We start from the raw sequence: 19,556 nt of genomic DNA on the forward strand, positions 1-19,556 counted from the left end.
TATCTCCAATGAGCAGGTAAATTCCATTGTCACGGTTCCGGCGCGGCTCTATGCCCTGAACACGCGCCCCTGGCTGGGCGCGGCCGTGCCCACGGCCGCGGCCACCGCGCAAGCCAGCTTGTTTGCGGTGGCGCCCAACCCCGCCAGCCACACGCTGCGCATCGAGCGGGCCGGTGGTTTCGCCGGCGACTTCACCCTGGAGTTGCGCGACCTGCAGGGCCGCGCCGTGGCCCACGGGCGCTTACCGGCCGGCAGCTCCACGCAGGAACTGGCGGTGGCGGGCTTGGCAGCGGGCTTGTACGTGTTGCAGGTGAATTCCGCGGCCGGCAGCTTCTCGCGCAAAATCGAGCTTCGCTAGCTCCGCGCGGCCCGGATGTCCGGCGCCGGAAAAATGAGCCCGGCACCGGCATGCCGTTTCCGGCAAAACACTTTCCTTTACGGCCCGTTTCCGGCTTACCAATCCCTATTCTTTCTCCCCATGCCCCTCACCCCCGAAGTTCAGCACACCATCGACACCTGGCTCACGCCCGATTACGACGCCGACACTCAGGCCGCCATCCGCCAGCTGCAGGCCAGCGGGCAGGACGAGCAGCTCACCGACGCCTTCTACCGCACCCTGGAGTTTGGCACGGGCGGCCTGCGCGGCATCATGGGCCCGGGCTCGAACCGCATGAACCGCTACACGCTGGGCATGGCCACGCAGGGCCTGTGCAACTACTTGCTGCAAAGCTTCCCCGGCCAGCAAATCAAGGTCGCCATCGCGCACGACAGCCGCAACAACAGCCGCGCCTTCGCCGAAATTGCCGCGGGCATTTTCTCGGCCAACGGCATCATCGTGTACCTCTTCGAAGCCCTGCGGCCCACGCCGGAGCTGTCGTTCGCCATCCGCGAGCTGGAGTGCCAAAGCGGCTGCGTCATCACGGCCTCGCACAATCCCAAGGAGTACAACGGCTACAAAGTGTACTGGAACGACGGCTCGCAGGTAGTGGCGCCGCACGACCAGAACATCATCGCCGAAGTCAACAAAATCACGAGCCCAAGCGAGGTAAAATTCCAGGCCGACCCGTCGAAAATCGTCAGCATCGGCGCCGATTTGGACGCCCGGTATTTTGCCCAAGCTAAGCAGCTCAGCATCGACCCCGCGGCCATTCAGCGGCAGCACGATTTGAACATCGTGTACACGCCCATCCACGGCTCGGGCATCACGCTGGTGCCGGGCCTGCTGCGCGAGTTTGGCTTCACCAACGTGAACGTGGTGCAGGCCCAGGCCACGCCCGACGGCAATTTCCCCACCGTGCAGTCGCCGAACCCGGAGGAGAAAAGCGCCATGCAGCTGGCCCTCGACCAGGCCAAAGCCACCAACGCCGACATCGTGCTGGCCACCGACCCCGACGCCGACCGCGTGGGCGTGGGCGTGAAAAACGACCAGGGCGAGTGGGTGCTGCTCAACGGCAACCAGACGGCCGCCGTGCTCACCAACTACCTGCTGAGCGCCCGCCACCGCGCCGGCCAGGCCACGCCGAAGGACTTCATTGTTTACACCATCGTGACGAGCGAAGTGCTGGGCGACATTGCCCGCCACTACAATGTGAAGAGCTACCGCACGCTCACGGGCTTCAAGTACATTGCCGGCCTCATCCGCGACCTCGAAGGGCGCGAAACCTACATCGGTGGCGGCGAGGAAAGCTACGGCTTCCTCATCGGCGATTTTGTGCGCGACAAAGACGCCATCTCGGCCTGCGCGCTGGTGGCCGAAATGGCCGCCGCGGCCAAAGACAAAGGCCGCACGCTTTACCAGGAAATGGTGGAGATGTACGCCCAGTACGGCCTCTACGTGGAAGACCTGATTTCCCTCACCAAAAAAGGCCAGCGCGGCGCCGAGGAAATCCAGGAAATGATGGCCAGCCTGCGCGCCAACCCGCCCGCCACCATCGCCGGGATGAAAGTGGTGGAAATCCGGGACTACAAAACCGGCCGCATCCACGACCTGCGCACCGGCCTGGCCACCGACACCGGCGTGGAAAGCTCCAACGTGCTCCAGTTCCTCACCGAAGACGGCAGCAAAATCTCGGCCCGCCCCAGCGGCACCGAGCCCAAAATCAAGTTCTATTTCAGCGTGAAGCAACCGCTGAAATCAGCCGTGGATTTTGACCTAGCGCAACGGCTGGCGCACGAGAAAATTCAGGCGATTATTGCGGATATGAAATTACAATAAGGTCCGTACCAAGTTTTAAATAAAAAATAGCCCAGCTTTGCAACTGGGCTATTTTTTATTTAAAACTGCTTATTAATTCTGTTATGATAAATCAATACGACGGCATACTTCGCAAGCCCTTTTTATCCGAACATTGGCACAAAGGTTTTGGCGCAGGCATGGCCATTTGGCTACCTGCCTTTATCCCATCGTTTTCGCTGCTTACAGATAGGGTCGATAACGCCTTGCCAGTAGCTGTTGGAATAGCGTCAGCGGTTAGCGTTATATTTTTCTCAGCTGTTGTTTTTCACCATGAAGGGTTTACACTTGAGCCTGATAAACAACGCTATCGACTATATACCTGGATACTGGGTTTACATATTGGGAAATGGCAACCGCTACCACTTGTTACACACCTCACTATCAGGCCGTATCAGGAAGGGCATAACCTACTGGTGGCAACAAAGCCAACCGACCCAGTTAACCTTGGATGGAAAGCAACTGAAAGAAGCTGGCAGGTACTTCTCAGTGTTAAAGATTCGCCTATTGGCATTGTAGCCGCATACGCAACCCACACAGAAGCACAGCGAATCGCAGTTGCTATAAGCCGGTTGCTTCACATCGAAAACGTGGAACAACCTTCAACTTCGTCGTTGGATTAACGAGGTTTTTACAACCTCACCCCAATGCCTGGCCCCAGCATGAAAAACCACTGGGTGGTGCCCAGCAAATAGCCGCCGCCGAGATAGAGCGGAAAGGTGAATTTGGCCTCACGCCGCGTGGGGTACACCGAGCCGAGGATGACGACGCCCAAGTCGCGGTTGGCGGTGCTGCTGCCTAGGTTGAAGGCATTGAGGGCCACGAAGCCGGCGCCGATTTTGTAGGGACGCAAGCGGTTGATTTTGTTGGGGCTGTAGAAGCTGAATTGCGCCAGCGTGGCCAGCGAGATACCGCCCAGGTCGCCAAATTTATCTTCTTTCTCTTTGCGGGTGAGCAGGCCGGCCGGGAAGCTCACGTCGATGTCGAATTTGTAGCGGCGCTTGAGCACCAGCTCCACGGTTTGGGTGTAGCCGGGTTCGCCGTACTGGCTGGCCTGGTGCTTCACCGTGACCAGGATGCGGCTCCACTCGTCGAGGTCGTAGGTTTTGCGGCTCAGGATGGCGTTGAGGCTCAGCGGGTCGGTGCGGCACTGCTTGTCGGCGTAGAAGGCGGCGCGGGGCGAATTGTCGCCAGGGCAAATGACGATGTTGTCAATATTCCGCAGCTCCACCAGGTCGCCTTTGGCATTCACGGTGCGGATTTCGAAGCTCAGAAACTGCTTGCCAAACAGCTGCTCGCCCTTGTCGATGCCCGCCGGGTTGAACTGAAACACCACGTCGCGAATGGTGCCGTCGTACAGCACCGGGCCGTTGAGCTTCGTGATTTGCCGGGCCGCGTCGCCGTAGGTGACGGACACAAAATCCAGGGGGTGCGGCCGCTGAAACTCACGCACGCTGAGCGCATAGCCCGTGGGCTGGCCAAGGTTGTAAATTGTGCTCTTGCGCTTGTCGAAATTCACCGGCACGCGCACCCGGTACACCAGCCGCGCGTCGGTCCGCACCGAAGAATCGGAAGGAATGACCGGCAGGTCTTCGAACGACACGCGCGCTTTTTGCAGGCCCTCACCTTCGAGGCGCACGTCCACGGTTTCGCCGGGGCTCACGCTCAGGCCGGGGGTCCACTCGCCGCCGCGGTGCAGCACCTGCACGTTCCGAATCACGGTTTGGGGCGTGATGTCGAGGTTGGTGAGGTAGCGCGGGGCGTCGTTTTCCTTGATGTAGAGGTAGCCGGCGGTTTGGCGGTGGGTGTTGTAGGGGCGGAAATAACACAGCACCCGGTCGTTGCTCAGGTACTGACGGGTGTAGATTTCGGCAATGAGCGCCCCGCCCGGTTCTTCCTGGTCTTCAATGCGGTAGGTGCGGTGCAGCTCGAAGCTGCGGCCGTTGTCGAGTATCAGCTCCACGCCGCGCCGGCGGCTCACGTCGTCCATGGTCACGCTGCGCTGGTCGGGCGAGAGGAAGCGCAGGCGGCTGGCTTTCACGTTGAACTCCTGCTTCAGCACCGGCAGCTGGTAGCTGAGCTTGTTGCCGGGCAGCAGCGTGGGCCGCTCGGTTTGCAGCTTGAGCTGCAGGGTGCGCTGGCCCAGCTGGTTGGGCAGCACGTGCAGGCGCAGCATGCCGTTGCTTTCGGCCACGAGGCGGTAGTCGAATTCGGGGCCGCGCACCCATTCGCCCGTCACGTGCACGTTGCGCGGGTTGGAGCTGGTGAGCTCAAACACCTTCTCTTCGCCCACAAACAGCTCATTATCCGTCACGCGCAGGGCCAGCGTGGTGCGGGCCAGCGGCAACAGCGGCACCACCTGCCGGCGCGGCGCCTGCCCGGCCGAGTCGGCGGCCTGCTCCACCACCAGCCGCAGAAACTGGCTGCTGGTCAGGTTCTGAAACTTGAGCCGGGTGCGGAAGGCGCCGTCGGTTTCTTTCGTCAGCGAATCGAGCTGCTGGTAGTCGGGCGTGCGGCGCAGGCGCAGCGGCTTGGCGTTGGCGGTGTTGGCCGGGTACAGGCGCAGTTCCAGCGTCTCATCGTCGCGCCGAAACCAGAAGTAAAGCGTTGGCGTGCCTTGCACCAGCACCGTGTTGCGGCTGAGCGAATAGGTGGCAGTGTCGGCGCGCAGGCTGGCTTCGCGCAGCACCATTTGTTCCGTTGGTGCCGTTTGGGCCACGGCAATGCGTGGCATCAGTCCCAGTAAAATACCAAAAAAGGCAAGAATTACGCGGCCGAATAACGAAGCAGACATGTAGGCACGCGGGCAGAAATGGCGCCCACGCCGCAAAGGTCGGGCCCGCCCGGCGCGGCTACAATGCTTCAAGGCCAAATAATTGCGGAAGCGAGTACAAAAACGGGCGGTAGCAGGTCAAGACGCCGGTCGTTCGACGCCAAGACGCGAATACGCGTCTCTACCCACCTGCCCCTACTCCCTATCAGAAAACGAAGTTGAACGCCGCCTGCCCCAGCACGCCGCGCAGGTCCCGGCTGTGGTCGTGCAGCGGCACAAAGTAGCTGGCTTTGGTGTCGAGCAGCACGTGCTTGCTTTTAAAAATTTCGACGCCTATGCCCAGGTTCAGGTTGGGGATGAATTCGGTGCCCCGGTCATTGTTGCGGTTCAGGATGAAGCCGCCCAGTTGGTAGCAGGTGTAGAGGTTGAAATAGCGCCGCCGGCCGCGCCCAAAATTGCGCGGGTAAAAGTCTTGGCCGAAGTTGATGACAAACAGCTCGTTCACGAAGTCTTCTTCGCCGGTGTTGCCGCTCACCGGGCGGTACATGCCCAGGTTCAGGTAGCTTTTGCCGCGCGTGACGAGGTACTTGAGCGCCACGCCAGAATAGGCCGGGCTGGTGAGGCCCGCCTTGGGGTTGTCGAGGTGCAGGTAGGCGTATTCCACGCCCGGCATGTTCACGAAACTCACGCGGCGGTTGCCGGTGGGAAAGCTTACTTCGTCGTACAGCCGCAGCGTGACGTAGGCCTGGCGGGCGTGGCCGGCAATGTTGGCTTGCTGCTCGCGCACGTTCAGGAGGCGTTCGGTGGCCCGGTCTAGGTCGCGGCGCAGGCTGGTGCGTTCTTCGGGGGCACTTTTGGCCAGCTGTTGCTGCATGCCGTCTATTTGGTCGGCAGTGCGCTTTTCTTCGGCCCGCAGCTCGCTGATGCGGCCGCTGAGGTCGTGGGCATTCACGTTGTTTTCGACCACAAAGCCCAGCGACGCGGCCAGCGAATCGAGGGGCAGCAGGTACGGGGTGGGCAGCGCAAACTCGGCAATGAGCTGCTCCGGGGTTTCCTCCTGCTTCTGCACCCGCACCGCGCGCTGCCGAATGAAGCCCGCCAGCGCGGTGCGCGCCTCTCCAAACTTTGTCACGGCCACCGTGAGGGTCTTTTGGGTGTCGTAGGTCTCGTCTGCGAGCTGCTCGGGCGCTTTGACGCGCCCTTGGGCGATGGACAAGCCGGGACTAAGCAGGGCGCAGGCAAAGAGAGTAACGCAATAGCGCTGGGCTGCTCCGAGGGTAACGGTATTCATGGGGGTTTCCGCTGGGATTAAATTCTGTCATGAGCGACAGACGGCGGAAAGGTAGAAGTCCAGCAAACCGGCAGGCAACGTTAAATTCCATTTTTCAGGACTTTAGCGAATACCGCTTCGTCAATAGTAATTCACTAATTATCAGCAATAAACTCCACACATTTTGATAAAAACAAAGGACTTTCCATGTTGAGGCAAAGAGCCCGCCTCTGGCGTGATTAACGACAGCTTTCCCACGAAATCATCACTGCCAGCGGCCCTATTTCTCCCGCCGGCCGGTGCCGAGCAGCAGCAGAATCAGCAGCATAAACCCCGTGGCGCCCAGGCTCCACCAGGTTATTTCGGGCACACCGCGGTGGTACGGCATGTCGGGCGAATAGCGGCCCAGGAGCGAGAGGCCCGAAAACAGCAGCCCGCCCACGCTCAGCAAGGCCAGAATGGTGCGGCTCACGAGTTGGTCGGCTTTGCGCAGCAGGGTTTGGTAGCCCACCAGCTCAAACTTCAGCCGCAGCTCACCCTTGCTGATTTTGCGCACAATCTGGCGCACGTCTGACGGCAGCGTCTGCAGCAGGGCCAGCAGCTGCGTGCCCGTGTATTCGGCCTCGCTGAGCAGGTTTTGCCGCGAGTACTGCTCCCGAATAATCTTGGCCCCGTAAGGCCGCACAAACTCAAAGGTGTTGAAGCTGGGGTGCAACACTTTGCCGATGCCCTCGAGAATCACCAGCGCCCGCAGAATGAGGAACACTGCGCCCGGCACCTGCAGCTTGTAGTTGTAAATGACCGTTTGGAGCGCGTCGGCCAGGTCGCTCATGCTCATTTCCTTCACGTCGAGCGTGGCGAAATCTTCAATGAGCTGGCTCAAATCGGACTCGAACGCGCGCATGTCGGGTATCTCGGCCGTGAGGGCCAGGCGGCGGAAGTTGAGCGCCATGCTGCGCGCGTCCTGCCGCGCCATGCCGATGAACACGCCCGCAAACGCGTACTTCTGCTGCTTGGTGAGGCGGCCCACCATGCCAAAGTCGATGAGCACCACCGTGCCGTCGGGCCGCACCAGCACGTTGCCGGGGTGCGGGTCGGCGTGGAACACCCCAAACTCAAAAATCTGCGTCAGGTAGATGTCCATGCCGTTTTCGGCCACGGCTTCGGGGCTCAGGCCCCAGTCCTGCAGCTGGGCCTTGTCGGTGATTTTGCAGCCGCTCACGAACTCAATCACCAGGATGCGGGCCGTGCTCAGCTCCCGAAACGGCTTCGGGATGTAGAACGTGGTGTAGTCGGCGTAGAGCTTCCGAAACTGCTCCATCGAGCGGGCTTCGGCGGTATAGTCCAGCTCCTTGCTCATGCTGCGCTCAAAGGCATCCACAATGTCCTGCGGGTTGGCCAGGCCCTGCTTTTGCAGGAAGCCGCTGGTCAGGCGCACCAGCTCGTGCAGCAAGGCCAGGTCGGAGCGCACTTTTTCGCGCACGCCGGGGCGCTGCACCTTCACCACCACTTCCTCGCCCGTGAGCAGCCGCGCCCGATGCACCTGCCCAATGCTGGCCGAGCCCAGCGTGGTGTCGTCGAACTCGCTGAATACCTCCGTAATCGGCCGGCCCAGCTCTTCCTCAATAATCTGGCGGGCCACGGCCGTTTCAAAGGGCGGCACGTTGCTTTGCAGCTTCTCAAACTCGTCAATCAGCGCTTCGGGCAGCAGGTCGGCGCGGTTGCTCATGGCCTGGGCCAGCTTGATGAACGTGGGCCCCAGTTCCTCAATGATGAGGCGCACCCGCTCCCAGCGCGTGGTTTCGAACACCTGCCGGTCGGCGCGCTGCCAGTTGAGGCGGCGGCTCTGGCTCACGAGGCGGCGCAGCGGCGTGGTGGTCACCACATCTTCGAAGCCGTAGCGCAGCAGCACCTCGGCCACTTGCCGAATCCGGGACAGGTTAGAAATCGTGTTTTTGAACATCGACAGCGAATGTAGCGCTTTGGGCCGGCCGCTCCTCGGGCCAGCGCCGGATTAGCAACGAAAAACCCCGTTCACGAAACGCAAACGGGGCTTTTGTCAAAATTTAACCGACGAGCTTACGCCTGGCCTTCGCCGTTGGTCGAAGCCGCGGCGGGCTTTTTGGCGGCCGGCTTCTTCGCGGCCGGCTTGGCGGCCGCACCGGCTTTGGCCGCGGCCGATTTCTGCGCCGAGCCAGCGGCGGCGCTCACCTTGTCGGCCGCCTTTTTGGTGGCGCCAGCGGCTTTGGCCGTGGCGCTGCTGGCCGGCTTGGCGGCCGAAGCCGATTTAGCGGCCGGCTTTTTGGCGGCGGGCTTGGCTTTCGACTTGGAGTCGCCGAGGCCCACGGTGCTTTTCACGCGCTCGGCCAGGCCCTGAAACTGCTTTTCGAGTTCGGCGCGCTTGGTTTCGCCGCTCTTCATCAGGTCGTCGATGATTTTTTTGCCTTCCTCCTGGGTCATCTTGTTGTCCTTCACCAGCTTCTCAATGGTGGATTGCAACGTCTTGCTGCCCTGAGCAATGTAGCCGACGCCGGCATTGACGAACTTTTTAAACAAATCTTCCATGGGGTTGAAGGGGATTGAAGTGAAAGGGTTAAACGCGAAGCAACTGAGGGAAAACGAGTTGACGGCCACAAGTAGTATGCAAGCCGAGTATTTCTGGTGCAAACCTACGAACACTCTGCAATATAGTTGAGTCTTGTACGCCGTATTTCTGCAAAAGTGCTCAAAATCATTTAGCTGAGTGCTATTTTTTCTCATTCAGCCCTGTTCCGGCTGCTGATAATGCGCCGCGGGCTCCTCGCTGCCTAGGCCGCCAGCCGGCGGCGCGGCTGCGGGCGCAAGGTGCGGCTGCGCCCGCCGGTGGCGCTGTTTTCGGCTTCGGGCGCGGCCCATGTTTTCTCCAGAAAGCTGGCTACCTGGTCGAGCGCCTGGCGGGCTTCCGGCACGATGCGCCAGAACAAGTGCCACCAATGCACCAGCCCATCAAAGGGCTGCAGCGTGACGGGCACGCCCGCGGCCCGGGCTTTGTCGGCAAACCGCAGGGCGTCGTCGTACAGCACTTCGGCCGTGGACACCTGGATGAGCAGCGGCGGCAACCCGTGCAAGTCGGCTTGCAGCGGCGAGAGCAGCGGGTGCGTGAGCGGCGTTTTGCGGGCGTAGAGTGGGCCCCAGGTGCGCATTTGCAAGGCTTCGAGCAGCAGGCCTTCCTCGCGGGCTACCCGGCGCAGGGCCGTGATGGGCAGGTTGAGGTCGGTCCAGGGCGAGAGGCCGACGCCGGCGGCGGGCAGGGCCTCGCCGGCGTTGCGCAGCGCCAGCAGCAGCGCCAAAGCTAGCCCTCCCCCGGCCGAGTCGCCGGCCACCGCAATGTCGTGCGGCTGGTGGCCGTGGCGCAGCAGCCAGCGGTAGGCGCGCTTGGCATCGTCGAGCGCCGCCGGAAACGGGTGGTCGGGCGCCTTCCGGTAGTTGATGGTGAGCACGTTGAGCCCGCTGCGCTGGGCCAGGCTCCCCACCAGGCTGCGGTGGGTGTTGAGCGAGCCCAGCACGTAGCCGCCGCCGTGCAGGTAGAGCAGCACGCGCGTGGGGTGCGCGCCGCGCGGCCGCAGCCACTCGGCTTCCAGGCGGTTGTCCAGCTTCAAGCTATCCATATGCACGTGCCAGGGCATAAACTGGAAGAGCGAACCGGCTTCCATGGCCAGGCGCATGGCGCCCACGCTGGGCTTGCGGCGGGCTAATGGGGCGGCCGCCGCAGTAAGGAACTGCTTGAGCAGCAAGTGCTGAAACGAGGGCATTGGGTGGGATTTGGGAGGGGATAATAGGTAGCGTAGAAACGCATATTGGCGTCTCGGCGGCAGCGCAGGTCGGGAGTCGCAAGTCGGTTATCGTTCAACGATGAGACGCAAGTATGCGTCTCTACATGGGGCAAATAACTCACGGTTTTTGTCCGAGCTTATTGCCGCGGTAGCCTTTGATGGCCAGCGGAATCCAGCCGAGCAAAGGCACGAAGTAGGCCAGCGTGATGGGGTTACGCCACAGCATACGCAACCAGGCGCCGGGCTGGTCGAGTTTCATCCGAAAATTGCGCTTGCCCTCTTTCACGTACAGCCGTTCAAATTCGGTGAACATGGCGGGCCAGGCGAAAGGCAGGAAAAACGGGAAGAACCGGCGGTTTTCCTTGATGCGCTGCCACAATTCGCCCCAGCGGTAGGGCTTTTGGCCGTGGGCCAGCACGGCGGCGTTCATTTCGGCCTGCATCTGCTGACGGATTTGCTCGCTCAGGGCCAGGTACTCCTCGCGGGTGAGCTCGTCGGTGGTTTTGGCGGTGAGGTCAGAAGGACGGATGCGGGTGCCCATCACGAAGATGAGCTTGGCCGGAAACGCCAGGTAAAATGCCCAGGGCTGCACCAGCACCAGCAGCAGCAGCAGCGTGAGCGGCAAAAACGGGATGCCGATTTTCTTGGTCAGGTTGTTGACCCAATCCCAGCTGTAGGCGTAGGGATTCAGGTATTCGGCGTTGATGGTGTAGAAGGGCACGATGTCGGTGCCGTGCTGCAGGCTCAGGCGCACCATGCTGGTGGCCAGGCGCTGCAGCTGGTACTTGCGGTTGAACCCTTTGCCGATGCCGGGCACGCCCTCGGGGTACAGCATCAGGTTGTGGTCCTGGTAGTACATCATGGTTTCGAAATTCAGCGTCGTGGCGTCCACGCAGCCGCATTTCTTCCAGAAGTCTTTCACCAGGTAGGGGTTCATCAGGGCCGTTTGCGAAAGCAGCGGGGCCGAGAGCGGGCGCGGCAAGTCGCTGAGCGAGCTGGTTTTGGGCAGCTGCCGAAACAGGTGCGACAGCGCCACCATGGCGTCCCAGGGGAAAGCCATGCCCGAGTGGTTGGAGGCAAAAATCAGGGGCCGGTCGGGGCGGTTGCGCTGCGGAAAGTTCTCGAACCCCACCAGCTCGGAGCGAAACCACACGCGGTCGAGCAGCTGCAGAATGTTGTCGTCCACCGTCCGGGTGAAGTCTTCCTCAAAGTAGTCGTCGTAGATGTGCTGGTTGGCCGCAATGGCCGGCGGGGGCAGCGAAGACGAGGTAGCGGTGGACATTGGGGGGAATTAAGGCAGCAGTCGGAGGACGGAAGATAGGAGAATTTCTACCGCTGCGCTTGCGCCGGCGTGGTTTCCGGCAGCCGGCGGAGAGGGTTGCGGCTTGGGGACACGGCTAGCCCCGGCTGCCAAAAATGGCGCTGCCCACGCGCACCAGGGTGCTCCCCTCCTCCACCGCCAGCCGGTAGTCGCCGCTCATGCCCATGGATATTTCGCGAAATGCGGGCTCAGAGGCAAAATACGCGGCTTTCAGGCGCTCGAAGTAGCCGCGCAGCTCCCGAAACTCCTGCCGCAGCCGGGCCTCGTCGGAGGTGAAGGTGGCCACGCCCATCACGCCGGTCAGGCGCACGTGCCGCAGCTGCTTGTACTCTTCTGATTTGAGTAGTTCCTCGGCTTCCGGCAGCGTCAGGCCCGATTTGGTTTCTTCCTGCGCGATGTGAAATTGCAGCAGGCCGCTGATGGTGCGGCTGTTGGCGGCCGCGTGCTTGTCGATTTCCCGCAGCAGCTTCAAGCTGTCGATGCTTTGGATGGTGTGCACGAAGGGCGCCAGCAGCTTCACCTTGTTGGTTTGCAGCTGGCCGATGAGGTGCCACTCCACGTCGGCGGGCAGCTGGGGCTGCTTGGCGGCCATTTCCTGGGGCCGATTTTCGCCAAAGCAGCGGGCGCCGGCGTCGTATGCCTCCTGCAGCTTTTCGACGGGGTGCGTTTTGGTGACGACGCAGAGGCGAGCGGCGGTGCCGGCTAATTCGGCGTCGATGCGGTGAATGTTATCGGCGATGGACATATTTTTCAGTTAACAGTGAGCAGTTAACAGTGAACAATTCAACAGCAGACGGGGCGACACTGCTCACTGTTAACTGTTAACTGCTCACTAATTTTTAGTCTTCCAGCGGATTGCTCAGAAACGTGCTTTTCAGGGCCAGCCAGGCCAGCCACAGCGCGATGCTTAGCCACAGGTAGGGCCGGTAGAAGTCTTTGGTGTTGCGGAAGCGGAGCTGCTTGATTTCCGACTTTTCGAGCCGGTTGATTTGGTTGAACACCTCGCGCAGCCCGGCCGTGTCGGTGGCCCGAAAAAACCGCCCTTCGGCGGCCGAGGCCAACTGGCGCATGGTGGTTTCGTCGAGGCGGGTTTGCACGTAGCGCTGCTGGCCATCGGGGCCCTTGCCGTAGGGCACGAAACCGTCTTTGCCCAGCCCGATGGTGTAGATGCGGATGCCGAAAGCGTGCGCCAGCTGCGCGGCCAGCAGCGGGTCGAGGCTGCCGGCGTTGTTTTCGCCGTCGGAAAGCAGGATGCACACCCGCGAGCGCGCCGTGGACTCGCGCAGGCGGTTGGTGGCCACGCCCAGCGCCGTGCCAATGGCGGTGCCGTCGTTGGCTATCATGCCCACTTTCAGGCCACTCAGGTCTTCGCGCAGCAGGTCGTAGTCGGTGGTGAGGGGGGCCAGTGAATAGGCATCGCCCGCAAACGCCACTAGGGCCAGGCGGTCGCCCACGCGGGTTTTGAGGAAGTCAGCGGCAATGCGCTTGGCGGCTTCGAGGCGGTTGGGGCGCAGGTCTTCAATTTCCATCGAGCCCGACACGTCGAGGGCCAGCACCAGGTCGATGCCGCGGCCCGACTGCTCCACGCGCTCATCGGTGCGCTGCGGCCGGGCCAGCGCCACAATGCCAAAGCACAGGGCAAACCCCAGCAATACATCGGGCAAAAAGCGCAGCGCCGCCGACCAGTCGCGCGGGCGCGCGCCGGGCGCAAAGGCCACGCCCACCCGCGGCCGGCGCCGCGCCAGCACCCGCCGCAGCCCAAACAGCAGCGGCACGGCCAGCATGAGCAGCAGCAAGCGCGGCTGCTGCCACTGGTAGCTGGCCAGCGTGGCGTAGCGCAAAAGGTTGAATAGGTCGTTCAATTGAAATATAATACGAACCGCAAAAGAACGTCATGCCGCCAGAACAGCAGCAGCGCGCCGCAAAGCAGCTGGCTTGCTTCGTTCTGGCGGGGCGCCTCACGTTCGCCTCACCCCCCGGCCCCCTCTCCCAAGGGAGAGGGGGAGCCAGACGTCCACGCATTGCCGGTGCCCCCTCTCCCTGAGGAGAGGGGGTCAGGGGGTGAGGCGCACGTGAGGTGCCCCCATCTCGCCTACCCTACCTGGGCCACCGAGGCGTACCGGCGCTCGGCAAAGCCCCGCAGGCGCTGAAACGCGCGGTCTACCTCCTTGGCGTCTTCACTTTGCAGATTGCCGTAAATCACTTTGTCGGTGGCCGTGAGGGCTTTGCGCACGTCGGCGTCGTTTTCGAAATAGGCCACGATTTCGCGGGTGGTGAAGGAGTTCAGGCCGCTGTTTTCGAGGCCGGCGAGGTAGTTTTTCCAGAGCACCACGGCGCGCTCCACGTTGGTAGCCGAGCGCGACAAGTCGAACCGCTCGACGTGGCGCGCAAACTGCGCCAGGAAGTAGCCGTGGTTTTTGCGCAGCTTGTAGGCTTGGTAGCGCCGCGTGAGGGGCCGCCGAAACAGCGCCGCGCTGCCCGCCAGCAGCAGAAACACCGCCAAGGCCCCCGCAATCCAGTAAGGATAATTAAACACCGGCTCCACGGGCACCAGCGCCAGGTTTTGGCGCAAGGCCGGCAGCTGCTGGCCCGTGGCCACGGGCGCGGTGCGGCGCAGGCGCACGCGGCTGGGCGGGGGCAGCACGCTCAGCGTATCGTCGCCTTGCAGCACGGCCACCGGCAGGGCCAGGGTTTGCACCGAATCGAGACGGAAGGTGCGCAGGTGGTACACGGTGCGGTCGAGGCTGCGGCCGCGGCGGGTGCGCGTGGGGAAATAGGTTTTGCCCACGTACTCAAACGGCGCGAAGCGGGCCAGCGAGTCCGGGAACACCACTTCCAGGTCGGGGGCGTGCTCATAGCGCAGCTCGTAGTCCAAGGGCTCGCCCACCCGCACGGTTTGCTTCAGAAAACGGCCTTCGGGTGCAGCCAAGGGCGCGGTTTGGGCCATTACAACGGTGCTGAATGCCGAGAATGCCATCATGCCAAGCGCCGCGAAGCACGACGGCCTGCCCCTTCTCGAGAACTGAAAATCTTTACCCACGGCGACCGGACTGTTGGCGGTGGCGAAACAAGTTCACGAGCTGCGGCACGAAGTCGCCTTCGGTGCTCAGGGCCAGGAAGCCGGTGCGGGTGCGGCGGCACAGGTTCACCAGCTCGGCCTCCTGGCGGTCGGCCACCGACTCGATGCTGGCCCGAAAATCCGACGACGAGGTGTTGACCCAGCGCACCTGGCCGGTTTCGGCGTCGCGCAGCGGAATGATGCCCAGGGCCGGAAAACGGCGTTCGCGCGGGGCGCGCAGCTGCACCACTATCAGGTCGTGGCGCTGGGCCAGCATGGTGAGCTCGCGCTCGTAGCTGCCGTCGATGAAGTCCGAAATCAGCACCACCAGGCTGCGGCGCTTCAGCAGGCCCAGCGCCTGGCGGATGCCCGCGCCCACGCCCGTGCCCCGCGAGGCCGGCACCAGCGAAAACAGCCGGTTGATGAGCGCATACACGGCCCGCGAGCCTTTGGCCGGCGGCAAATACAACTCTTTCTGGTCGGAAAACGCAAACAGGCCCAGGGCCGAGCCCTGCCGCGCCGCCGACAGCGCCAGCAGCCCGGCAATGTCGCGGGCCACGTCGAGCTTACGGCGCTGGCCGTCGCCCACGTCCAGGGAGGCGCTCACGTCGAGCAGCACCAGCACCTGCTGCTCCTTTTCCTCCTTGTAGGTTTTGACGAAGGTGCCGTGGCCCTTGCTCGACACGGCCCAGTCGATGGCGCGCACTTCGTCGCCGTACTGGTACAGGCGCACGTCGTCGAATTCCAGGCCCGTGCCCTTGAACACGGAGTGGAAATCGCCCTGCAGCTGGGCCTCCACCGCCTTGCGGATGCGGATTTCGAGGTGGCGCAGGCGGCGCACCAGGTCGGTGAGAGGGGTGGTCATAGGGGGCCGGAAGGAGGCATAAAAGGTTATGCGGCGCGCAGCCGAAGCATCTCTGCCGCGCAATGCCTCACCCACTGCTGCGCTAGAGCTGCTTCGACTGCGCGGACGCCAGATGCGCAGGACGTCCGCTGAGTCTGTCAACCTTCCGCGAAGCTACGGCGCGGGCGTAACTTTGCGCCCGTGAAAACCTTCTGCCGTCGCTGCCTGGGCCTGCTGCTGGCCCCGCTCCTGCTGGCCAGCCCCGGCTGCCAGCGCCCCGAAGAGCCGACCAAGCCCGCCGACCTGTTGCCCAAAGACCAAATGATACGCCTGCTGGCCGACCTGCACGTGCTCGAAGCGCGCGTCGAAAACAGCCGGCTGCCGCAAGACTCAGCCCGCGCCCTGTACCAGGCCCAGCACAAGGCCCTGCTCTGGAACCGCGAGGTAACCGATTCGGCGTTTCAGCGCAGCTACCGCTACTACGGCATCCACGGCAAGGACCTGTCCGAAATTTACGGCGCCGTCATCGACACGCTGAACAAGCGAACCGAAAAGCTGGAACCCGCCAAAGTGGGCCCCGTGGCCCCTGCCACCCAGGCCCTGCCCGAAAACGCGGCCTCGCTGGCTAAATAAGGCGGCTGCCGTTGGGCACGGGGCCGGCCACGGCGGCCAGCACAATGTGCCCGTCGGCATCGGCAAAACCCGTCACCAGCACTTCGGAGCGAAATTTCCCTATCTGCTTGGGCGGAAAATTGACTACGGCCTGCACTTGCCGGCCCACCAGGGTATCGGGCGTGTAGTGGTGGGTGATTTGAGCGCTGGACTTTTTCAGGCCGATTTCCGGGCCGAAGTCGATGAGCAGCTGGTAGGCCGGCCGGCGCGCCTCCGGAAAAGGGCGAGCCTCGAGGATGGTGCCCACGCGCAGGTCCACGCGCTCAAATTCGGCCCAGGTTAAATCGGATGCAGGCATCTTAAAACGGTTATGCAAAGCGCCGGCTACTTCGAGGCAAACGTGGCCAGCTGGGCCAGCTTAATCTGGGTTTGCTTCTCCCAATAGTCCTGCTTGGCGGTATTGAGGCCGTGGTTGGTTTCGGCGTCGTATCGGTTTTGTTCCCGGTCCCACTGGTCGTATACCAGCTTGGTGACGTTGTTGAAGCCCGGCTGGAGCTTTTCGCAGTTGGCTTTGGCCGCAAACACCAGCAGCTTCTGGCGCATGATGCGGGCGTAGACCTCCGTGATGTCGAAATGCACCTGCTCGTGGCGCAGCAGCGTGGGCGTGATGGCGGCCGGGTTGCGAATCCAGGACGTGTTGGGGTTGAAGGTGGCGTGCACCGTGCTCGAAAACACGAAGTCTCGGCAGGCCGCGTCGGCCTTCAGGTCGGAAGTGGTGAGGGCGGCCAGCCGGTCGGAAGGCCCGGGCCGGCCCAGAAAGTCGGCCACCGTGAGCGGGCGCGCGGCCGACCATTCGATGGGCGCCGCGGCCGGTTTGGCCGCGGGCGCAGGCTTGGCGGCCGGCGCTTGCAGCCAGCTGGCCACAACCAAGAACGAAGTCAGAAAAGAGAACATAGGAAATAATGGATAAGTACTAATTAAACTGCGTGTCAGCGCATCTAAATCAATGACCGCGCTAAAATTAGCCTATTTTCTGAATTTCTCTTGCTCTTGGCTTCCCTCCCGCGCTATGGCGCAGCGGCCCGTGCGGCCGCCGTTAGCGGAGCACCGGGCGCGGTTTCTCGGCGGAAGCGCAGCAGCAGCACGCCGGCCACAATGCTGAGGCCCACCAGCAAGCCCGTCCACACGCCCGGCGCGCCCAGGTGCAGCCGGAACCCCAGGAAATAGCCCAGCGGCAACGCCACGGCCCAATACGCCAACAGCGCCACCACGGAGGGCACCTTCACGTCTTCCAGCCCGCGCAAGGCGCCCAGCCCCACCACCTGCAAGCCATCCGACACCTGAAACAGCGCGGCGATGAGCAACAACGAAGCCGCCTGCGCCACCACGGCCGGGTCGTGGGTGTACATAAGCGGCGCCGCCTGCCGGGCCACCACAAACAGCAGCCCCATGGTGCCCATAAAGGCAAAGCCCAGCACGTAGGCCGCAAAGCCGGCCTGCCGGGCCTCGGCCAGCTGCCCGCTCCCCAACAGATTTCCCACCCGAATGGTGGCCGCCGCCGAAATGCCGCTGGCCGCCATGTAGGTAATGGAAGCCAGGTTGATGGCCACTTGGTGCGCGGCCAGCGTGGTGGCGCCCAGCCAGCCAATCATGATGGCCGACGCGGCAAAAGCCCCGACCTCAAACGCCATCTGCACCCCGATGGGGGCGCCGATGTCGAACAGCCGGCGCAACGTGGCGGCATCCGGCAGCCAGCGCGTCACGGCGGCGCGGTATTCGTGCAGGCGCGGCGCCAGCAGCACGTAGGCCGCCATGAGCACCGCCATCAGCACGCGGGCAATGAGCGTGGCCCAGGCCGACCCCATCAGCCCCATGCGGGGCGCGCCCCAGTGGCCAAACACGAGGGCGTAGCACAGCAGGGCGTTCACCACGTTGGCCAGCACCGACAGCCACATGGCCTGCCGCGTCAGCCCCAGGCCTTCGGCAAACTCGCGGAAGCCCTGGTATACCATCAGCGGCAGCAGCGACCAGCTGATGACCCGCACCCACGGCGCGGCCAGGGCCTCCACCTCCGGCGACTGGCCCAGGTAATGCAGCAGGTAGGGCACCACCTGCCCCACCCCGGCCAGCAGCAGGCCCGCCAGCGCGCTCAGCCACACCGAAGAGGCCAGCAGCCGGCCCAGGTCGGGCAGGTCGCGCCGCCCGTGGGCCGAGGCCACCAGCGGCACGCTGCCCATGCTCAGCCCGATGCCCAGTATCATGAGCACCGTGGTGCTGCTCACGCCCAGGCTCACGGCCGCCAGTGGCACCGTGCCCGTGCGCCCCACCAGCACCGAATCGACAAAGCCCACCAGGATGTGCCCCAGTTGGGAGAGCACCACGGGGTAGGCCAACAGCAAGGTGGGCCGCAGGTGCGGCCGGATATTCTGCAACATATTTTTCGCCTTCAAAAGGCCGATAAAGGTACGGGTACCGCCGCCAAGCCCCGGAAAACCGGCGGCTAGTCCTGCGCCGGCGCCACCACGGAGCCGATGCGCTGCACCGCCACCTCCAACGCCTCGGGCGCTACGGCATAGGACAGCCGCACGAAGCCCGCGGCGCCCCAACTGGCGCCGTCCACCACTTCCACCCCCGCCTCCGCCAGCCGGCGCACCAACTGCGCTGAGGCCTCGGCAGCGGGCAGGCCCGGCGCCAGAAACCGGGTAAAATCGGCAAAAACGTAGTACGTGCCCTCCGGGGCCACCACAGCCGGGGCGCCCGGCAACGCGGCCAGCGCAGCCAGCAGCCGCTCGCGGTTGGGGCGCAGCTGCGCGCACAGCGCCTGGCTGATTTCGTCGGCGTGGCGGGTGGCGGCCAGGGCGGCGGCCTGGCTGGGCACCGGCACCGCCACGCCCGTGGCAAACAGCCGGGCCGCGACGGCGCGGGCCAGTTCGGGCGGCGCCACCAGGCAGCCCACGCCCCAGCCCGCCAGGGCCAGCGATTTCGAGAAGCCGCTCACCACCACGTGCCGGCCGGGCGGGTCGGGCCAGGCCAGCAGCGTGGGCACCGGCTCGGCCCCGAAGCAGATGCCTTCGTAAATCTCGTCGCTGAGCACCCACAGCGCCGGAAAGTCGGCGGTCACGGCCAGCAGCCCGGCCCACTCCGCGCGGGAGTACACGCGGCCGGTGGGGTTGTTGGGGTTGCTGAGCAGCAGCAGCCGGGTGGCCGGCGTGAGCGCGGCCCGCAGGGCCTCCGGCGTGAGGGCGTACCCGTTGGCGGCCGACAGGGGCAGCGTGCGCAGCGCGCCGCCGGCCCGGTGCACCAGCTCCACAAAGCCAAACCAGTTGGGCGTGGGCATCAGCACGTCGTCGCCGGGCGTCAGCACCTCGCTCAGCACGGCAAAGAGGGCGGTTTTGGCGCCGCTGGTCACCACCACCTGCTCGGCCGCTACGCCGGGGGCGCCGCGCTGGCGGTAGCGCTGGGCCAGGGCTTCGCGCAGCTCGGGCAGGCCGGCGGGGGGCGCCACGGCCAGCGGCGTGTGCTGGCTGTGGGCGGCGGCCAGGGCGGCCTGGGCGGCGTGCAGGGCCACTGCAGGCACCGCAAAATGGCCATAGCCCGAGGCCAGGCTTACCGTCGCAAGGGGCGTGTTCATGG

The 19,556-nt window shown here is 63.7% G+C and carries 18 protein-coding genes; 4 read left to right on the top strand and 14 right to left on the bottom strand.

The features are described from left to right. The 3 genes from JAO73_RS21840 to JAO73_RS21850 all read left to right on the top strand — a co-directional run. On the top strand, positions 1–358 hold a 358-nt coding region (locus JAO73_RS21840; protein ID WP_198979441.1), incomplete at its 5' end, for a T9SS type A sorting domain-containing protein. 120 nt (positions 359–478) lie between these two features. After that, on the top strand, positions 479–2,215 hold the full coding sequence (locus JAO73_RS21845; RefSeq protein ID WP_198979443.1) for a phospho-sugar mutase: 1,737 nt from the start codon (positions 479–481) through the stop codon (positions 2,213–2,215). A gap of 83 nt (positions 2,216–2,298) precedes the next feature. After that, the gene (locus JAO73_RS21850) at positions 2,299–2,856 is read left to right on the top strand and encodes a hypothetical protein (RefSeq protein ID WP_198979445.1); all 558 of its coding nucleotides are present in this window, start codon (positions 2,299–2,301) and stop codon (positions 2,854–2,856) included. 8 nt (positions 2,857–2,864) lie between these two features. Here JAO73_RS21850 and JAO73_RS21855 read toward each other — a convergent pair whose 3' ends face one another. From JAO73_RS21855 to JAO73_RS21900, 10 genes are all read right to left on the bottom strand, one after another. Next, a complete protein-coding gene (locus tag JAO73_RS21855; RefSeq protein ID WP_198979447.1) occupies positions 2,865–4,967 on the bottom strand; it encodes a hypothetical protein in 2,103 nt (700 codons plus the stop codon). A 244-nt stretch (positions 4,968–5,211) separates the two neighbouring features. After that, positions 5,212–6,297 carry a coiled-coil domain-containing protein gene (locus tag JAO73_RS21860; protein WP_198979449.1) on the bottom strand — a complete coding sequence of 362 codons (1,086 nt, stop codon included), beginning with the start codon at positions 6,295–6,297 and terminating at the stop codon, positions 5,212–5,214. Positions 6,298–6,556: 259 nt separating this feature from the next. After that, positions 6,557–8,239, bottom strand: coding sequence for an ABC1 kinase family protein (locus JAO73_RS21865; protein ID WP_198979451.1), 1,683 nt, complete (start codon positions 8,237–8,239; stop codon positions 6,557–6,559). A gap of 116 nt (positions 8,240–8,355) precedes the next feature. Continuing rightward, positions 8,356–8,841, bottom strand: a complete 486-nt coding sequence (locus tag JAO73_RS21870; protein WP_198979454.1) for a phasin family protein — start codon at positions 8,839–8,841, stop codon at positions 8,356–8,358. Positions 8,842–9,083: 242 nt separating this feature from the next. Continuing rightward, complete coding sequence (locus JAO73_RS21875) at positions 9,084–10,067, bottom strand: alpha/beta hydrolase (protein WP_198979456.1); 984 nt, start codon at positions 10,065–10,067, stop codon at positions 9,084–9,086. Positions 10,068–10,206: 139 nt separating this feature from the next. Next, entirely contained in the window at positions 10,207–11,370 is a 1,164-nt protein-coding gene (locus tag JAO73_RS21880) for a lysophospholipid acyltransferase family protein (protein ID WP_198979463.1), read from the bottom strand. 115 nt (positions 11,371–11,485) lie between these two features. Next, the gene (locus JAO73_RS21885; RefSeq protein ID WP_198979472.1) at positions 11,486–12,154 is read right to left on the bottom strand and encodes a YggS family pyridoxal phosphate-dependent enzyme; all 669 of its coding nucleotides are present in this window, start codon (positions 12,152–12,154) and stop codon (positions 11,486–11,488) included. Between the two features lie 94 nt (positions 12,155–12,248). Beyond that, complete coding sequence (locus JAO73_RS21890) at positions 12,249–13,271, bottom strand: vWA domain-containing protein (RefSeq protein ID WP_223827415.1); 1,023 nt, start codon at positions 13,269–13,271, stop codon at positions 12,249–12,251. 230 nt (positions 13,272–13,501) lie between these two features. Then, a complete protein-coding gene (locus tag JAO73_RS21895) occupies positions 13,502–14,389 on the bottom strand; it encodes a hypothetical protein (RefSeq protein WP_198979474.1) in 888 nt (295 codons plus the stop codon). Positions 14,390–14,441: 52 nt separating this feature from the next. After that, complete coding sequence (locus JAO73_RS21900; protein WP_190921922.1) at positions 14,442–15,332, bottom strand: DUF58 domain-containing protein; 891 nt, start codon at positions 15,330–15,332, stop codon at positions 14,442–14,444. 180 nt (positions 15,333–15,512) lie between these two features. Here JAO73_RS21900 and JAO73_RS21905 point away from each other — a divergent pair, with 180 nt between their 5' ends. Further along, entirely contained in the window at positions 15,513–15,944 is a 432-nt protein-coding gene (locus JAO73_RS21905; protein WP_198979475.1) for a DUF4296 domain-containing protein, read from the top strand. Here JAO73_RS21905 and JAO73_RS21910 read toward each other — a convergent pair. The 4 genes from JAO73_RS21910 to JAO73_RS21925 form a co-directional block, all read right to left on the bottom strand. Further along, the gene (locus JAO73_RS21910; RefSeq protein ID WP_198979477.1) at positions 15,937–16,281 is read right to left on the bottom strand and encodes a tRNA-binding protein; all 345 of its coding nucleotides are present in this window, start codon (positions 16,279–16,281) and stop codon (positions 15,937–15,939) included. The two genes, JAO73_RS21905 and JAO73_RS21910, sit on opposite strands and share 8 nt — an antisense overlap. Positions 16,282–16,307: 26 nt before the next feature. Then, positions 16,308–16,877 carry a DUF922 domain-containing protein gene (locus JAO73_RS21915; RefSeq protein ID WP_198979484.1) on the bottom strand — a complete coding sequence of 190 codons (570 nt, stop codon included), beginning with the start codon at positions 16,875–16,877 and terminating at the stop codon, positions 16,308–16,310. A 113-nt stretch (positions 16,878–16,990) separates the two neighbouring features. After that, positions 16,991–18,358 (bottom strand): MATE family efflux transporter, encoded by a 1,368-nt coding sequence (locus tag JAO73_RS21920; protein ID WP_198979485.1) that lies wholly within the window; start codon positions 18,356–18,358, stop codon positions 16,991–16,993. Between the two features lie 65 nt (positions 18,359–18,423). Next, a complete protein-coding gene (locus JAO73_RS21925) occupies positions 18,424–19,554 on the bottom strand; it encodes a pyridoxal phosphate-dependent aminotransferase (RefSeq protein ID WP_198979486.1) in 1,131 nt (376 codons plus the stop codon). Positions 19,555–19,556 lie beyond the last annotated feature (2 nt).

The organism is Hymenobacter miniatus (assembly GCF_016427455.1).
Lineage (GTDB): Bacteria > Bacteroidota > Bacteroidia > Cytophagales > Hymenobacteraceae > Hymenobacter > Hymenobacter armeniacus.

Excerpts from the sequence above, each read along its gene's own strand:
- JAO73_RS21845 (WP_198979443.1), top strand. The coding sequence starts at position 479 with ATGCCCCTCACCCCCGAAGTTCAGCACACCATCGACACCTGGCTCACG.
- JAO73_RS21850 (WP_198979445.1), top strand. The coding sequence starts at position 2,299 with ATGATAAATCAATACGACGGCATACTTCGCAAGCCCTTTTTATCCGAA.
- JAO73_RS21855 (WP_198979447.1), bottom strand. The coding sequence starts at position 4,967 with ATGCCACGCATTGCCGTGGCCCAAACGGCACCAACGGAACAAATGGTG.
- JAO73_RS21860 (WP_198979449.1), bottom strand. The coding sequence starts at position 6,297 with ATGAATACCGTTACCCTCGGAGCAGCCCAGCGCTATTGCGTTACTCTC.
- JAO73_RS21865 (WP_198979451.1), bottom strand. The coding sequence starts at position 8,239 with ATGTTCAAAAACACGATTTCTAACCTGTCCCGGATTCGGCAAGTGGCC.
- JAO73_RS21870 (WP_198979454.1), bottom strand. The coding sequence starts at position 8,841 with ATGGAAGATTTGTTTAAAAAGTTCGTCAATGCCGGCGTCGGCTACATT.
- JAO73_RS21875 (WP_198979456.1), bottom strand. The coding sequence starts at position 10,067 with ATGCCCTCGTTTCAGCACTTGCTGCTCAAGCAGTTCCTTACTGCGGCG.
- JAO73_RS21880 (WP_198979463.1), bottom strand. The coding sequence starts at position 11,370 with ATGTCCACCGCTACCTCGTCTTCGCTGCCCCCGCCGGCCATTGCGGCC.
- JAO73_RS21885 (WP_198979472.1), bottom strand. The coding sequence starts at position 12,154 with ATGTCCATCGCCGATAACATTCACCGCATCGACGCCGAATTAGCCGGC.
- JAO73_RS21895 (WP_198979474.1), bottom strand. The coding sequence starts at position 14,389 with ATGATGGCATTCTCGGCATTCAGCACCGTTGTAATGGCCCAAACCGCG.
- JAO73_RS21900 (WP_190921922.1), bottom strand. The coding sequence starts at position 15,332 with ATGACCACCCCTCTCACCGACCTGGTGCGCCGCCTGCGCCACCTCGAA.
- JAO73_RS21910 (WP_198979477.1), bottom strand. The coding sequence starts at position 16,281 with ATGCCTGCATCCGATTTAACCTGGGCCGAATTTGAGCGCGTGGACCTG.
- JAO73_RS21915 (WP_198979484.1), bottom strand. The coding sequence starts at position 16,877 with ATGTTCTCTTTTCTGACTTCGTTCTTGGTTGTGGCCAGCTGGCTGCAA.
- JAO73_RS21920 (WP_198979485.1), bottom strand. The coding sequence starts at position 18,358 with ATGTTGCAGAATATCCGGCCGCACCTGCGGCCCACCTTGCTGTTGGCC.
- JAO73_RS21925 (WP_198979486.1), bottom strand. The coding sequence starts at position 19,554 with ATGAACACGCCCCTTGCGACGGTAAGCCTGGCCTCGGGCTATGGCCAT.